The sequence below is a fragment of the Martinezella sp. CNPSo 3959 genome, from assembly GCF_057784355.1.
In genome coordinates this window covers 80,677-96,289 of record NZ_JBXSOV010000001.1, presented here as the reverse complement: position 1 = coordinate 96,289, position 15,613 = coordinate 80,677, and the positions used below count along the sequence as shown (strand labels likewise).

Annotated in this window: 10 protein-coding genes; 2 read left to right on the top strand and 8 right to left on the bottom strand. The window is 59.1% G+C overall.

The annotated features are described in order from the left end of the window. Positions 1-31: 31 nt before the first annotated feature. The 5 genes from AC13RE_RS00525 to AC13RE_RS00505 form a co-directional block, all read right to left on the bottom strand. Positions 32-829 (bottom strand): segregation and condensation protein A, encoded by a 798-nt coding sequence (locus AC13RE_RS00525; RefSeq protein ID WP_051043255.1) that lies wholly within the window; start codon positions 827-829, stop codon positions 32-34. A 74-nt stretch (positions 830-903) separates the two neighbouring features. After that, positions 904-1,917 (bottom strand): beta-N-acetylhexosaminidase, encoded by a 1,014-nt coding sequence (gene nagZ / locus AC13RE_RS00520; protein WP_488561599.1) that lies wholly within the window; start codon positions 1,915-1,917, stop codon positions 904-906. Between the two features lie 124 nt (positions 1,918-2,041). Further along, entirely contained in the window at positions 2,042-4,786 is a 2,745-nt protein-coding gene (locus AC13RE_RS00515; protein WP_488561598.1) for an SPOR domain-containing protein, read from the bottom strand. 61 nt (positions 4,787-4,847) lie between these two features. Beyond that, complete coding sequence (argS, locus tag AC13RE_RS00510) at positions 4,848-6,608, bottom strand: arginine--tRNA ligase (protein ID WP_488562517.1); 1,761 nt, start codon at positions 6,606-6,608, stop codon at positions 4,848-4,850. A gap of 55 nt (positions 6,609-6,663) precedes the next feature. Further along, complete coding sequence (locus tag AC13RE_RS00505; RefSeq protein ID WP_488561597.1) at positions 6,664-7,881, bottom strand: deoxyguanosinetriphosphate triphosphohydrolase; 1,218 nt, start codon at positions 7,879-7,881, stop codon at positions 6,664-6,666. Positions 7,882-8,189: 308 nt separating this feature from the next. Here AC13RE_RS00505 and erpA point away from each other — a divergent pair, with 308 nt between their 5' ends. Both erpA and xth read left to right on the top strand, forming a co-directional pair. Beyond that, positions 8,190-8,522 (top strand): iron-sulfur cluster insertion protein ErpA, encoded by a 333-nt coding sequence (erpA, locus tag AC13RE_RS00500; RefSeq protein ID WP_015339680.1) that lies wholly within the window; start codon positions 8,190-8,192, stop codon positions 8,520-8,522. Positions 8,523-8,651: 129 nt separating this feature from the next. Next, positions 8,652-9,443 carry an exodeoxyribonuclease III gene (gene xth, locus AC13RE_RS00495; protein WP_488484876.1) on the top strand — a complete coding sequence of 264 codons (792 nt, stop codon included), beginning with the start codon at positions 8,652-8,654 and terminating at the stop codon, positions 9,441-9,443. A 63-nt stretch (positions 9,444-9,506) separates the two neighbouring features. Here xth and exoR read toward each other — a convergent pair whose 3' ends face one another. The 3 genes from exoR to AC13RE_RS00480 form a co-directional block, all read right to left on the bottom strand. Further along, positions 9,507-10,310 carry an exopolysaccharide production regulator ExoR gene (gene exoR, locus AC13RE_RS00490; RefSeq protein ID WP_112338273.1) on the bottom strand — a complete coding sequence of 268 codons (804 nt, stop codon included), beginning with the start codon at positions 10,308-10,310 and terminating at the stop codon, positions 9,507-9,509. Positions 10,311-10,991: 681 nt separating this feature from the next. After that, positions 10,992-12,251: an OmpP1/FadL family transporter gene (locus AC13RE_RS00485; RefSeq protein ID WP_488561596.1), complete on the bottom strand. Its 1,260-nt coding sequence runs from the start codon at positions 12,249-12,251 to the stop codon at positions 10,992-10,994. A gap of 469 nt (positions 12,252-12,720) precedes the next feature. Further along, complete coding sequence (locus tag AC13RE_RS00480; protein ID WP_488561595.1) at positions 12,721-15,564, bottom strand: valine--tRNA ligase; 2,844 nt, start codon at positions 15,562-15,564, stop codon at positions 12,721-12,723. Positions 15,565-15,613 lie beyond the last annotated feature (49 nt).

Sequence of the window (15,613 nt, the reverse complement as noted above, 5' to 3'; positions counted from 1 at the left end):
CGTCGTCCGGTTCCGTCACGCGTTCCCTGCCCTATTCCGCTGCTTCCAGTGACGAATGCTTCGGCCCGCGCCGCATGTAAAGCGGCTGAAACGCGCCTTCCTGACGAATTTCGAGCTGCCCCTCGCGCACCAGTTCGAGCGAAGCTGCGAAAGCGCTGGCGATCGCCGTCGCCCGCTCGCTTGAAGTCGTCATATAGCTCAGCAGATAATGCTCCAGGGCTGTCCAATCGGTAATTTCGCCGATCATGCGGTCAAGGATGACGCGGGCATCGGCGAGCGACCAGACCCGGCGTTTCTCGATCGTCACCTGGGTCACGGCCTGGCGCTGGCGCAGGCTGGCATAGGCGGTCAGGAGATCATAAAGGCTGGCATCGAATGCCGATTGGCGGCGATCCGGAATATGCTCCGGCGCGCCACGCGCGAAGATATCGCGGCCGAGGCGGTTGCGATTGACGAGATCGGTTGCGGCATCGCGCATGGCCTCAAGGCGCTTCAGGCGGAAGGCAAGCGTCGCCGCCATCTCTTCGCCCGTCGGCCCATCTTCCTTGCTCTGCTGCGGGATGAGCAGCTTGGACTTCAAATAGGCGAGCCATGCGGCCATGACGAGATAATCGGCCGCGAGCTCTATACGGATGCGCCGGGCGCTGTCGATGAACTGAAGATATTGCTCGGCAAGCGCCAGAACGGAGATACGGGAAAGGTCGACTTTCTGGGTGCGCGCCAAATGCAGCAGAAGATCGAGCGGTCCTTCAAAGCCGGCAAGATCGACGACAAGCGACGGTTCGTGCGAGCCGCGCTGCGCCTCACCTTCCTGCCAGAGCTTGTCCATCGGCGTTGCCGCCTGCTGAAGCTTGTCCGTGCTGCCGCTCACTCTGTCACCCGTCCGTTCCTCGAAGCCCGGTTTTACGCTACGGCGAAGATCGCGTCGAATTCCGCCCGAACAGAGGCCTCATCAGCCCCGTCATTCCTGCCGAATGCCGCCTCGACCGCCTTGGCCCTTGCCAGCGACGCGCCCGCCAGCGCGGGAACATTGCGAACCACCTCGTGCATCTCGTCCATGACGCCATTGCAGTGCAGCACGATATCGCATCCGCCCGCAACAATATTTGCTGCGCGCTCGCCGATCGTGCCCTTCAGCGCATTCATCGAGGTATCGTCCGACAGGAGCAGCCCCTGGAAACCGATATAGCCGCGGATGATCTCCTCGTTCACCTTGCGCGACGTCGTGGCCGGGTTCTCCGGATCGATATCGGTGAAGACGACATGGCACGTCATCGCCATCAGCTCGTCCTTGAGAGCCACGAAAGGCGCGAAATCATGTGCCTCCAGCTCCGCGCGCGGAACCGAGACAACGGGCAGTTCGTGATGCGAATCGGCAAAGCCGCGGCCGTGGCCGGGCATATGCTTCATCACTGGCAGCACGCCGCCGGCTTTCAGGCCTTCCGCGGCAGCGCGCCCCATCTCCGTCACCGTTACCGGATCGGAGCCATAGGCGCGATTACCGATGACGTTGCTCGATCCCTCCACAGGCACGTCCAGTACCGGCAGACAATCGACATTGATACCAAACTTCAGCAAATCGAAGGCGTGGAGCCGCGACATCAGCCATGCAGCACGCAGGCCTCGTTCGCGATCCTGGCGATAGATATCGCCGAGTGCCTGCCCCGAGGGATAATGTTGCAAGATTGGCGGACGGATACGCTGCACCCTGCCGCCTTCCTGATCGATGAAAACCGGCGCGTCACGGCCGACGCTATCACGAAGAGACGCAACGAGATCGGCGATCTGCGCCGGCTCGGAAATATTGCGTCCGAACAGGATGAAGCCCCAGGGCTGCTCCCCCTGATAGAAGGATCGCTCTTCGGGGGTGATGGTGTGGCCGCTACAGCCAAGGATCATGGATTTCGATTCGGTCATATCCGAATCATAAGGCTTGCGCCGGGAAATGCGAGTGACGTCAAGCGGAGATGCACAGGAACAGCGCGCTCCAAATGAAAACGGCGAGCCGATGCTCGCCGTTTTCCAAGTTTCATATCTGATTTTACTTCGAAATCAGGCAGGTGCCGCCGGCGGCGCGGTAGCGCGTGCAGATGGCAGCGGCATCATCCTTCGAGCCGGCGACGACGCGGACGCGATAGTATGTGCCCTTGCCGGCGATATCGGCCTTGCGAATCTCCAGAGGATGGTTGCCGATGACGCTGGCGAACTTGACCTTGAGGTTTGCCTGCGACTTCTGCGCGTCAGCCTCGGTCGGCAGGGATGCGATCTGCACACCGTAGGCGCCGCCGCTTGCAGCGGAGGTGGCAGCCGGAGCTGCAGCCGCCGGGCTAGCAGATGCGACCTGCTTCGGCTGGGCCTTGGGCTGAGCCTGGGCTTCCTGGGCCGGAGCAGCCGTGTTCGCCTTGGCGGCGGGCGCCGGACGTGCCGTCGGAACCGGGTTCGTCTTGACGACGCGGATCGGCGTGCTCTCGGCGCTGGCGGCATCGGTATCATCCGACTGGTTTGCGGCAGGGGCATTTGCTGGAGACGGACGCGAACTGGTGGATGCGACCGGATTGTTCGCCGGCTTGGCGGCCGCAGTCGTCGTATCGGCAACCGGCTCGTCGCGCGGTACCAGCGAACCATCCGCCTTGACGATCATCGTGCGCACCTTGCGCGGCGAGACCGACGGCACCTGTTCGTCGTTGTTGGCGGCGACATTGGTGTTGCCGCCATTCTGGTTCGGCAGCAGGCGTGGATCTTCGGTTTCACCGACCGGCGTCGGCGTGACCTGATCGCCGCTTCCGTCATCCGGAGATACGGCTTCGGGAATCAGCGTCTTCTGGACGACATCGACAGGCTGCTCGTTGGAGGAGACAAGCTCCTTCTGCTTCGGCGCCGCTGTGCTGTCGCCGGCAACGCGGTCGTAGACGGCCTTGTCCTGATTCGGAACGACAGTGCCGCCTGGATTTTCCGGAGCGACCTTTACCGGATCGCTGTCGGCTGCAATCACGCGCGGCTCACCCGAGAAGCTGGAGATCGGCGCGCCGTGACGGATCCAGCTGTAGGCGCCGTAAGCACCGACGCCAAGAACCACGATGACAGCGGCAGTCGTCACCATTCCACGAACGGAGCGAACCGGGCGACGGTTGGCCGCAGGGTTCAGCGTCATCCTGGCGACATTCTCGACAGGCGTCGCGGCTTCGCGATAGCTGCGGCGGAAGTCCTCTTCCAGTGCACGCTCGAACTCGTCGAACTCTTCGATCGGCTGCTTTGCGACTGGCACGGCAGGCTGGGCAGCTGCATTCTTCGACCAGGAAGTGGCGGCAGCGGCACCACCAAGTGCGGCCGCAACAGCCGGCTTGATCGGCTCAGGTGCTGCTTCCTTGGCCGGAGTACCGAGCAGGCTCGCCATTTCCGAATCAAGATCGAAATCAAATTCCGACGGCACCGCGATCGGCTCCTCCGGCTCGATTGCCGGCAGATGCGGAACATGGGAACCCTCGAAGGTTTCGACACGCTCCTCCGTCTCGGCGATTTCCGTGGGATCAAACGGCAGTGGCTGATCGGCTTCGAACACCGGCGCGGCCGTAGTCGCTGCAGGCGCGGCATTTACGGCAGACGTTTGGATAGGCTGCACGGGCTGGGGCGCTGCAGCGGCAAATACCGGAGCAGCAGGCGCAGGCGCAACGGGCGTTGCTCGGGAAAGGGCAGGCTCCGCCATCGGAGCGGCGGGAGCCGACTGCCGTGCGGCAGAAGACTTATCGGCCTCAGCGAAATCGAGACCCGCGAGTTCCATTTCGATATCGGCCAGATCGAATTCGAAGTCCTGATCAGTGAAGGGATCTTCCGCACCGAAGGTAATCGGCTTTGCCTCTTCGCGCTGTGCTACAGGGGCCGGAGCGACCGGCAGCTCTGCAAGCTCCGAGAAGGAGGCGCTGAAATCTTCGAAAGCTGGCTCTTCCTTAGCAACCGGCGCATCGGTCTTGGATGGAACCGAATAGCGATTCACATCGGCCAGGAGGGCATCGATCTCAGCCGAAAGCGCGGCCGGATCGGCCTTGACCACCTTTGGCGGCTCGGGCGCACGAAAGACGGCCGGAGCCGGCTGGGATACGGCAGGCTGAGCGACTGGCTCCGGAGCGTGTGCAGGCTCCACACGGTCGAACGCCTCGAAATCGACGGCGCTATCGAACAGCGCTTCGTCGGAAGCGGCCTTCGGTGCGGGGACAGCAGCCGGCGTGAATTGCTCACGCGGGGCAGCCGGGGTTGCCAGCGTAAAGTTGGCAAGCGGCAGCCTTATGGTGGCGGCAGCCGATTGCGGCGTCGGCTTCAGCACCGGAGCAGCCGGTTGCGGCTCGACGGACACGGGCTTTTGCGCCGGCTGCAAAACCGGCGCGATCGACATTTCGAGCTCGTCGATCAGATCGCGAGCACCGATCGTCGGCTTGATCGGAGCCACGAGCTGCGGAACAGGCTCTTCGAACTTCGGCCCTTCAAACTTGGGCTCAGCCTTTACCGGCTCAGCTGGAAGAGCCGCCTGCTCATGGCTCGGCGGCGACACCTGCTCCGCCGGAGCCGAAATGTCATTTGCCGGACTCATTCGCGGCGTATCGTACCGCTCGAATTCGCGAAGAAGCTCGTCTTCGAGGTTGAAGGCAGGGTCCTGCCGTTGAACCGGAGCATTCTCCTGAGCAGCGGGGCGCGGCTCGAAACCTACGATACGAGCAAGTTCCGCAAGCGGATCATCATCCGCAAAGAACTTGTCGTTTCCGCTTGCGCGATACGCGAACTGTTTTTCTGCCATCACCCGTTCCACTCGAAAACGCTTCAACTGATGCCAGCGTAATGTGGGTAAATGGTGACGTTTATCGCATTTCGTCCGGTGCAGCGGTCCCGGTTATACCAAGACCCGACTTCAAAACCGACGCGACAGCGTACACCAGCCCAAGTCTGGCAATGCTCAATTCTCGGTTCTTATCGTTAACAAAACGTAATTCCGGTAAATCTTTACCTTTATTCCAGTGTCCGTGGAAGGAACTGGCCAAATCGTAAAGATAAAAAGCGATGCGATGCGGCTCTTGAGACTGAGCTGCAGCTTCGATGATTCGCGGGAATTCCGCAATCTTCGCAACCAACTGCAATTCAGCAGGATCAGAGATCGCGCCGACGACAGCTTTCGACAGATCGAGCGAGGCTATATCGAGATCCGGGAAGGCTTCCCTGGCCTGACGGAAGACCGACATGCAGCGGGCATGAGCATACTGCACGTAGAAGACCGGATTGTCCTTCGATTGCTCAGTGACCTTGGCAAAATCGAAGTCCAATGGCTCTGAATTCTTCCGGTAAAGCATCATGAAGCGCACCGAATCGCGGCCGACCTCATCGACGACTTCGCGCAGGGTGACGAAATCGCCCGAGCGCTTCGACATCTTCACCGGCTCGCCATTCCGATACAGTTTGACGAGCTGGCACAGAAGCACCGTAAGCTTCGCAGCACCATCAGAAACGCCGCGGGCCACCGCCTCCAGCCGCTTGACGTAGCCGCCATGATCCGCGCCGAGGATGTAGATCATCTCGTTGAAGCCGCGGTCGAACTTGTTCTTGAAGTAAGCAACGTCGGCGGCAAAATAAGTATAGGAACCATCGGACTTGATCAGCGGACGGTCGATATCGTCACCCACTTCCGTCGAGCGGAAGAGCGTCTGCTCACGATCTTCCCAGTCTTCCGGCAGCTGCCCCTTCGGCGGCGGCAGCGCGCCCTTGTAGACATAGCCCTTGAACGTCAGATCATTGATCGCGGTGCGGATCAGTGCCGCACCATTGGCATGCAGGGTGCGCTCGGAGAAGAATACGTCGTGATGAACGTTCAGCGCCTCCAGATCTTCCCTGATCATTGCCATCATCGCATCGATGGCGCGCTCCTTGACGATCGGAAGCCATTGCTCTTCCGGCATGCCCCGCAGCTTGGTGCCGAATTCCTTGGCGAGCGCTTCACCGACCGGAACGAGATAATCACCGGGATAAAGGCCCGGCGGTATCTCGCCTACCTGCTCGCCCAGCGCCTCGCGATAGCGAATAAAGACGGAGCGTGCGAGCACGTCGATCTGCGAACCGGCATCGTTGATGTAATATTCCTTGGTGACCTCATAGCCGGAGAAGGCCAGCAGGTTTGCCAGCGCATCGCCTACGACGGCGCCGCGGCAGTGGCCGACATGCATCGGCCCGGTCGGGTTGGCCGAAACATATTCGACATTGACCTTCTGCCCCCCGCCGAGCTTGGAACGGCCGAATTTTTCGCCTTCCGCGATCATCGTGGACAGCAGCCGCTGCCAATAGCCGACCGAAAGACGGAGATTGATGAAGCCAGGGCCGGCCACCGAAACCTCGGCGACATCAGCATCTTCCTTCAGCTTGGCGACGATGATTTCGGCAAGCGCACGCGGATTCGTGCCAAGCGGCTTGGACAGAACCATGGCCGCATTGGTGGCGACATCGCCGTGAGTTGCATCGCGAGGCGGCTCTACGCCGATACGTCCGAAATCGAGCTCAGATCGCTTTTCCCGCACAATATCAATTTGTTCGAGAGCGTTCTTAATTCTTACTTCGAAGTCGGTGAAAAGGTTCATCATATCGTCCACGCATTAGCTTCGCGAGCCGCTATCGGCCCGACGCCGCCGCTGCCTACCGCAAATCGGGAGTCTGGTCAAACAGGCGCTTGTGGGCGCTGATGGCGTAAGTGTCCGTCATGCCGGCGAGATAGTCGCCGACATGCCTTGCCTTGGGGGCGATCGCCAACCCGGCAATATGATCGACCCAGTAATGGCTCTGCATCTCCCTGGGATTTTCCATATAGGCGTGGAAAAGGTCCGTGACGATCTGCGCCGCGCCGGCACGGATGCGCATGATGTCGGGATGACGGTAGATGCGCTTGAACAGCATCTGTTTGATCAGCTTGTCGGTTTCGGCCATCTCGGGCGAGAAGGTCGCGATGATCCGCCCGGCAGCCCGAATGTCGGCCACATTGCGGGGCTTGATTTCAGCGAGCGCCTGCTGCGAAACGGCGATCACATCCTCCACCATGCGGGTGATCTGCCGGCGCATGATTTCGTTCGTGAAGCGACTCGCCTCCAGATGCGGATAACGTGCCCTCACCTCGGTCATCAGCTTGGCAAGAAACGGCACCTCCTCCAGCATGTCGAACGTCAAATAGCCGGAGCGCAAGCCGTCATCGATGTCGTGCGTATTGTAAGCGATGTCATCCGCGATGGCGGCGACCTGCGCTTCAAGGCTGGCATAGGAGGCGATTTCGAGGTCGTGGATCTCGCAATAATCGAGGATCGGCCGCGGCACCGGACCTTGGATGCCCTTGCCATCAGGCGTCATCAGCGGTCCATTGTGCTTCACCAGGCCCTCAAGCGTTTCCCAGGTGAGGTTGAGTCCGTCGAAATCAGCATAACGGCGCTCAAGCTTGGTGACGATGCGCAGGGATTGGGCGTTGTGATCGAAGCCGCCATAGGGCAGCAGCACCTCATGCAGTGCATCCTCGCCCGTATGACCGAAAGGCGTGTGGCCGAAATCGTGGACAAGTGCCACCCCCTCCGCCAGATCCTCATCCAGCTTCAGGGCTCGCGCCAGGGCGCGGGCGATCTGCGCCACCTCGATCGTATGCGTCAGCCGAGTGCGGTAATGGTCGCCATCCTGAGCGATGAAGACCTGCGTCTTATGCTTCAGCCGCCGGAAGGCGGTCGCATGGACGATCCGGTCGCGGTCGCGCTGGAATTCGGAACGTGTCGGGCTCGCCCCTTCTTCGTAGAGCCGTCCGCGCGATTCCCAGGGATTCGTTGCATAGGCTGCCTTTTCCCCGTATCCGAAACCCAATGCATGCGTATCAATCGTCATTATCAATCCATTTCCGGCATTTGGCTCCCGCACCGCCATCGGCGCGACAGTCGTTTCCCTGCAATCGGTCCCTGCCCGTGCCCGGCAATGCGGACATATGTCCGCTCTTCCTACATCCTGGCCCATTGACGCCGCTTTGCGGCCTTCATACCTATAGACAAGAAAACAGCAAAATGGCGTCTGGCTCAACCAGGAAACCATAGCTGTCGCCGGCCTGACTTTCATGTTAAAGGCTACGAATATCAGCCGTTTGAAAGTTTGACGGCTTAATGGTTCTCTCCGGATCTTGACCCCGGCAGGAGGAAGATATGACTGAGACAAGTGTTACCCTATCGGATGCCGCGGCCAAGCGAATCGCTGCTATCGTCGGCGCGGATGCCGGAAAGCGCGCTCTTCGCGTCGCTGTCGAAGGCGGCGGCTGTTCGGGTTTTTCCTATAAATTCGATCTCGTCGAAGGACCCGAAGCTGACGACATCATTGTCGAAAAGAACAATGCGACGGTCCTGATCGATCAGCTGTCGCTGGTCTATATGGCAGGCTCGGAGATCGATTTTGTCGACAATCTTCTCGGCCAATCCTTTCAGATCAAGAATCCGAATGCGGTCGCAAGTTGCGGCTGCGGCACAAGTTTTGCCATCTGATCCTCACTCAGCTTTTCCACAGTTTGATGACCGGCCAGGAGCCTTCGCTTCGGGCCGGTTTTCATATGGGCTGTAGTCAAGCCGATTGGCTGCGGATACAACAGGGCGAAGCAAAGGAATGAGCCGCCCATGAAAATCGCCACCTGGAACATCAACGGCGTCAAAGCGCGTATCGAGAACCTCTGCCAGTGGCTGAAGGACTCGAACCCGGACATTGTCTGCCTGCAGGAGATCAAGACCGTCGATGAAGGATTTCCCAGGCTGGAGATTGAGGCGCTCGGCTACCATGTCGAAACGCATGGGCAGAAAGGCTTCAACGGCGTTGCGATTCTCTCGAAGACCAAGCCGGATGAGGTGACGCGCGGCTTGCCAGGTGACGATAGCGACGAACAGGCTCGCTTCATCGAAGCGGTGTTCTCCGTTGAAGGACACGGCGCCTTGCGGGTCTGCTGCCTTTATCTGCCGAACGGCAATCCGGTCGATACGGAAAAATACCCCTACAAGCTCGCCTGGATGGAGCGCCTGCGCAAATTCGCCCTGGAGCGCCTGGCCCTTGAAGAGCCCCTGATACTCGCCGGCGACTACAACGTCATCCCCGAGCCGCATGATTGTTTCGACCCCAAGGTCTGGGAGAGCGACGCACTCTTCCTGCCGCAGACGCGTCAGGCTTTCCGCCAGCTCGAACATCTCGGCTTTACCGATGCGGTACGTGCGACGACGGACGCGATCAAGCTTTACTCATTCTGGGATTACCAGGCCGGCGCCTGGCCAAAAAACAACGGTATCCGCATCGATCACCTGATGCTGTCACCAGAGGCAGCCGATCGCCTCACCGGAACGGCAATCGAGAAGCATGTGCGCGCCTGGGAAAAACCTTCCGACCACGTCCCCGTGGTCGCTCACCTAGATTTCAGCAATTAAGCTTCAATCCCGATCGGGAAAAGTTACCCGTCTCTTCCGGACGGAAGCCCGATGCAATGCCAATCAATCGGGGCCTGCAACATCGAGCTGATGAGCCATGGAAACGGCCACGCGGCGGTCGTTCTCATTGGCGATGGAGAAGGCCTGCTCCTGCATGTCTTCCATCCAGCTACAGTCCTTCGGCTTGCACTTGTCGAGTGCCGCCGTCATGAAGGCCAGACCGCGAATGGATTGCCCCTCCTGGAACAAGAGATTGCCAAAAACGGCCATGGCGCCCGGATGGCCGCTCTTGCGCGCCTGGTTCAGCCATTTCTTGGCCTGCTGAACGTTGGTGGCGCCGCCCTCGCCTGATAGCATCATCTGCGCCAGCTGGAACTGCGCCTCCGGCACGCCGAAGGTGGATGCCACCTGGAAATAAAGCTGGCGGGACTGATTGAGGTCGATCTTTACGGGGCTATTGGGAATGCCGCTTTTGTAGTAGCTCGCAAGCGCCAGCAGCGCGTTGATGAAGAAACCGGTGTCTTCCGAACCCGGCTCCACGCCCTGCTGGGCGATCTCGCTATAGATCTTGAAAGCTTCGAAATCGTTCTGCGTCACGCCATCGCCATCGGCATACATGTTGGCTAGAGCCCAGCGGGAGCCGGTATGACCCTTTTCGGCGGCATACCGATAGGCTTCGACCGCCTCTTCCTTCTGCCCGTTCTTATAGGCCTTGAAGCCGAATTTGAAGAGATCGAACGGACCCGATTCCTTGGTGACGCCGGCATTGATGTCGAATGCTTTGGCTTGCCCTGCCAGCACCACCGCAGTGGCAAGAGACAGGCTGAGCATCATAACTCTCGCTGATATGAACTCGGACTTAAACATAACAGTCGATTTCTTTCGCTCCATTCGGACCTGTTACGGCGCTTGCACAAACGCCGCCAGTTTCACGAATGTTTTCCCTGATGGCGCACGAGACTGGACCGCCCTTCGAGAGGGCGGCTCCTGTGGCGTCCAACCGATGCTGTTTGCCACATTTGCGAGCATAGCTTGCAATTATGTCCAAACCAGCATTTGTCCGGCCGCGATCACGCCCCGCCGCCGAAGCAGCGTTCGCAATCGTCTTCCGATAATGGAAATCAAAGATCGTCCGGCTGACGACTTCCCTTGGCAGACAACGATTTTTCCCCCGCGTCGGAAGCATCATGGCTCCGATCCCAGATTTTTGCTTATGCCAAAGTGGAAGTTCACCCATCAACCGCTTACGCACTTTCTATAAGGCTTGCCCCTATGCCTGCGTAATCGCTGCTCCCCATTTGTGGCGGGAAATGGACAAATTGTAATCTCATCACGTGGCTGCAATGTCTTGAAATAGAGTGTTGCTAATTCGTCACAAAAATTTTATCGGACTTAAGATTTCTTTAACCATAAATCAGGCAGAAGGCCCGGTTTACGCTCCACTTTTCCCGCTCCTATGAAAAACGTCGCGAAACCCGTGAGAGCTCGCGACGCTGATTAAGAGATGAAGGATCGGCAGATAAGCTCCTTCAATATAAGGGTTTATCGTCAGAAGCTGACTTTCACCGATGTCTGAAGAGCGGCGACCAGGTCGTTTCCATAGCTATAGGTCGCATCATCGCCATAGGTGCCGCCGCCGCGTGTGATCGTTCCGGACTTGCCACTGGTCATCAGGCCGAGAGCGCCGCCGAAATTGAACTGAACATGCTCGGTCGCCTTGTAGGCAACGCCTGCGCCAAGGGTCCACGTATCAGAGTTCATGCCATAGCCATCGCTTGTGCCGCGATCCCAGGTCAGGCTGACGGCACCGCTCCATTTGTCATTGAACTTGTGTCCAATGCCGCCGGTAATAGTCCAGCCGTCCTTGTACAACAGGTCAAGCGAGGTCAGCTCGGTTGGACCATTAGCCCGGCAGGAAATGCTGCGCGTCGAGGTCGGGCAAAAAGCGATGCTCTGCAGAAGGCTCCAGTTTGTCCACTTGACCGAACCGAAAGCGAGCCAGTCCGGCGCGATGCCGGTCTGTATCTTCCACTCGAGCGAATCGGGCGCATCGGCGGAACCGAAAACGGAGGTGACCTTGCCCGCAAAACCGGGACGGACGGGCGGCGGCACCTCGGTTAGGTCAACCGTGCCCTTCAGGTTGTCGTACTTGACCCGGCTGTTGTAGACGAGGCTGGTGCGGAAGGCATATTCCGGAATTTCATAGGCAACGCCTGCACGCCAGCCCCAGCCATGATCGTCGATGTCAAGCGAGCCCATGCCGTTGTAAATGGCGGAAATTGGAGCCGGCGTAGCATATACGAGGCGTGACTTGTAACCGCTGACTTCCTGATAGAAGCCGCCGCCGATCAGGCGCAGCTGGCCTGGGCCTGCGTCGAACTTGTACGAGCAGGTGGCCGAATAGTTATTCGTCGTCAGCTTGACCTTGGTTTCGTCGTTTGCACCAGCCCAATTCACGCCTTCGTTCAGATGTGCGCCAAAGGGCTGCGAATAGTCGGCCATGCAGTCGATATTGTCGGTAATGCCGATCTTGAAGCCGACATAAGGGATTGCGAAATTTTCGGACGGATCGTTCGAACGGCTACGATTATTGAGATTGCCGTTGGCCGGATTGATATCCTTCGCGTTCTTCAGCTTGCGGTCCGGCATGACATAGGTAACACCCGACTCGAAAGCGTAGCGGCCCTTGTCGAAGAGTAGATCGATGTCATAGCCGCCACGATCAAGGCCGCCCGCAAAGGCAGCGCTGGCAAAAGACGAGCTAATAACGAGTGTAAGTGCGCTCCTCAGCGCAACAGAAAATGCCATTGTATCTCCCCCACATGTGCATTCAGTGGCTTGATTGTTGCGATGATCGCGTGAATTGGCAATGTGGCGCACAAGAGCACCGGCCATGTAAGAGAGCGATTGATTTACGTAAGAAGACGAACCCCGCCTCTCAAAATCTCTTGGCGTAGGTGATTTTTTCTTCCGAAACAGCATTTTCGAGCCCCAGAGAGATTTTCATTCTTCACAGCAACAATTCTGTTACAATATGACAACAGTTTTGCTTTTCGATTGTATCAAGCACTTTATGAGTAATCTGTTTCGCCTGTGCGAAACTGGCGGCGGACCTGGGACGTTAGATCCGATCAATCCCATCGAATCGAGGGAAATAAACAAAAGGCACGCGCGAACACCGCGTGCCTTTTTCGATCCCAGACATCTACTTCCTCAAGCGAATCGCGATTTCTCAGCTTCGCTTCTTGTGCTTCTCATCTTTGATAGCACGCATGTCCTAGCCGGCTTCGCTTACCCGGGCCAGCGCCACCTTGAGGCTTGCTTGCTGCCCCTCGAGTTCGCCAAGACGCTCGCGCTCGGCAGCGACGACGTCCGGATTGGCATTGGCAACGAACTTCTCGTTCGAAAGCTTGCCAACAATGCGGGCGATCTCCTGGTCGTTCTTGGCAATTGCCTTTGCGAGACGCGCCTTCTCGGCCGAGAGATCGATGAGGTTGCCGAGCGGGAGGCAGACGGTCGCCTCGCCGATGACGATCTGGGCGGCACCCTTGGGTGCGGTATCGGCTAGCGAAACCGATTCCACGCGCGCCAGCCGCTTGATGGCGGCGTCATGACGGAACAGGCGCTCGCGCGTCAGGCTGTTGGCATCGACAACGACCAGCGGTGCCGTTGCAGCCGGCGGCACGTTCATTTCCGAGCGAACGGAACGAATGCCGGAGACCAGATCGATCAGCCAATTGATTTCATCGGCGGCGACATTGTCGGCATAGGACGGTGCCGGCCAATCCGCATGGCAGATCAGGCCGTCGCGTTCCCTGCCCTCGCCCGCCGTATGAGCCCAGAGCTCCTCGGTCATGAAGGGCATGAATGGATGCAGCAGCTTGTAGGTCTCTTCGAGCACATAGGCTGCACAAGATTGTGCCTCCGCCTTGGCGCCTTCATCTTCGCCATTAAAGATCGGCTTCAACAGCTCGAGATACCAATCGCAGAACTGGTTCCAGATGAAGCGATAGAGAGCGCCTGCCGCATCATTGAAGCGGAAGCTTTCCAGCGCCTCGGTCACGTCACGCTCTGCACGCGCCAGCTCCGTCAGGATCCAGCGGTTGACGGTGAGCTCTGCGGCTTCCGGCACGAAATGCGGATCGCTCTTGGCGCCGTTCATTTCGGCAAAGCGCGTCGCGTTCCAAAGCTTGGTGCCGAAATTACGGTAGCCGGCGATACGGGCAGGATCGAGCTTCACGTCGCGACCTTGTGCGGCCATGATCGCCAGCGTGAAGCGCAGCGAATCGGCACCGTACTGATCGATCAGCTCAAGAGGATCGATGACGTTGCCCTTGGACTTCGACATCTTCTGCCCGTTCTTGTCGCGCACCAGGGCGTGAACATAGACCGTGTTGAACGGCTCGACAGGCTCACCACTCTCGTCCTTCATGAAATGAAGGCTCATCATCATCATGCGGGCAACCCAGAAGAAGATGATATCGAAGCCGGTGACGAGGACGTTCGTCGGATAGTAGCGTGCCAATTCCGGCGTCTCATCCGGCCAGCCGAGCGTCGAGAAAGGCCAAAGCGCCGACGAGAACCAGGTGTCGAGCACGTCTTCGTCGCGCGTCAGGATTTCGCCTGGCTTGAAGTTCTCCAGCAGGTCCTCGACATAGGCCTTCATCGGCCCTTCATGCGAAAGATAATGCTGGATCGCGGCCTGCAGTGCCTCTTCCTCGGTCTTTTCGACGAAGACCTGGCCATCGGGACCGTACCAGGCCGGAATCTGATGGCCCCACCACAGCTGACGGGAAACGCACCATGGCTGGATGTTTTCCATCCAATCGTAATAGGTCTTATCCCAGCTTTTCGGAACGAGCTTCGTGCGCCCTTCGCGGACAGAGGCGATCGCCGGTTCGGCGAGCGTCTTGGCGTCGACATACCACTGTTCCGTCAGGCGCGGCTCGATCGGCACGCCGCCACGGTCGCCATGCGGAACCATGTGCTTGTGTGGCTCGATCTTGTCCAGCAGGCCCGATTCTTCGAAAATGCGGACGATGATCTTGCGCGCCTCGAAGCGGTCCTTGCCTTCCAGCTCGTCCCAGGCCCCGTGCAGGGCTGCAGGGTTGTCGAGACCTTCAAGGAAATCCTCGTTGTCCTTAATGGTGATGGTTGCTTCCGGCGTCAGAATGTTGACAACGCGCAGGCCGCGGCGCTTGCCGACGTCGAAGTCGTTGAAATCATGCGCAGGCGTCATCTTGACCGCGCCCGTTCCGGCCGTCGGATCCGGATATTCGTCGGCAACGATCGGGATGCGGCGACCGACGATCGGCAGGATGACATGCTTGCCGACGAGCGGCCTGTAGCGTTCGTCTTCCGGATTAACGGCAACGCCGGTATCGCCGAGCATGGTTTCGGGACGCGTGGTGGCGACAACGAGATAATCGCGCGTTTCCCACTCCGTCGGCTTACCCGCTTCGTCGAAGGCGATCGGATGCTGATAGGTAACGCCCGGTTCCAGCGGATAACGCAGGTACCAGAGATTGCCGTTGACCTCGTGCTGCTCGACTTCGATGTCCGAAATCGCGGTCAGCATCTTCGGATCCCAGTTGACCAGCCGCTTGTCGCGATAGATCAGACCTTCCTTGTAGAGCGTGACGAAGACCTCGAGAACGGCCTTAGACAGGCCCTCATCCATGGTGAAGCGCTCGCGCGACCAGTCGCAGGAAGCGCCGAGGCGCTTCAGCTGGTTGAAGATCAACCCGCCGGACTCGTCCTTCCACTCCCAGACCTTCTGGATGAAGGCTTCGCGCCCCATCTTGTGGCGATCCGGCTGCTGCCGTTCGGCGAGACGGCGTTCGACGACCATCTGCGTGGCGATGCCGGCATGGTCCATGCCCGGCTGCCAGAGAACGTCCTTGCCGCGCATGCGCTCGAACCGCACCATGATATCCTGCAGCGTGTTGTTCAGCGCATGGCCCATGTGCAGCGAACCGGTCACGTTCGGCGGCGGTATGACGATCGTGAAGGTTTCCGCGCCCGGCTTGGCGTTCGCGCCGGCGCGAAAGGCGTCGGCCTCATCCCATTTTTGGGCGATCTTCGGTTCGACGGTGGCGGAATCATATGTTTTGTCGAGCATTTTAGGACCGGATCTAGAGGACTGGGTGATGCGGGTTGTAAATAGGATG

What these genes read in the sequence shown, in the direction of transcription:
- xth (WP_488484876.1), top strand. Translation starts at nt 8,652, where the DNA reads ATGAAAATCGCCACCTGGAACATCAACGGCGTCAAAGCGCGTATCGAG.
- exoR (WP_112338273.1), bottom strand. Translation starts at nt 10,310, where the DNA reads ATGTTTAAGTCCGAGTTCATATCAGCGAGAGTTATGATGCTCAGCCTG.
- AC13RE_RS00515 (WP_488561598.1), bottom strand. Translation starts at nt 4,786, where the DNA reads ATGGCAGAAAAACAGTTCGCGTATCGCGCAAGCGGAAACGACAAGTTC.
- AC13RE_RS00505 (WP_488561597.1), bottom strand. Translation starts at nt 7,881, where the DNA reads ATGACGATTGATACGCATGCATTGGGTTTCGGATACGGGGAAAAGGCA.
- nagZ (WP_488561599.1), bottom strand. Translation starts at nt 1,917, where the DNA reads ATGACCGAATCGAAATCCATGATCCTTGGCTGTAGCGGCCACACCATC.
- AC13RE_RS00485 (WP_488561596.1), bottom strand. Translation starts at nt 12,251, where the DNA reads ATGGCATTTTCTGTTGCGCTGAGGAGCGCACTTACACTCGTTATTAGC.
- argS (WP_488562517.1), bottom strand. Translation starts at nt 6,608, where the DNA reads ATGAACCTTTTCACCGACTTCGAAGTAAGAATTAAGAACGCTCTCGAA.
- erpA (WP_015339680.1), top strand. Translation starts at nt 8,190, where the DNA reads ATGACTGAGACAAGTGTTACCCTATCGGATGCCGCGGCCAAGCGAATC.
- AC13RE_RS00480 (WP_488561595.1), bottom strand. Translation starts at nt 15,564, where the DNA reads ATGCTCGACAAAACATATGATTCCGCCACCGTCGAACCGAAGATCGCC.
- AC13RE_RS00525 (WP_051043255.1), bottom strand. Translation starts at nt 829, where the DNA reads ATGGACAAGCTCTGGCAGGAAGGTGAGGCGCAGCGCGGCTCGCACGAA.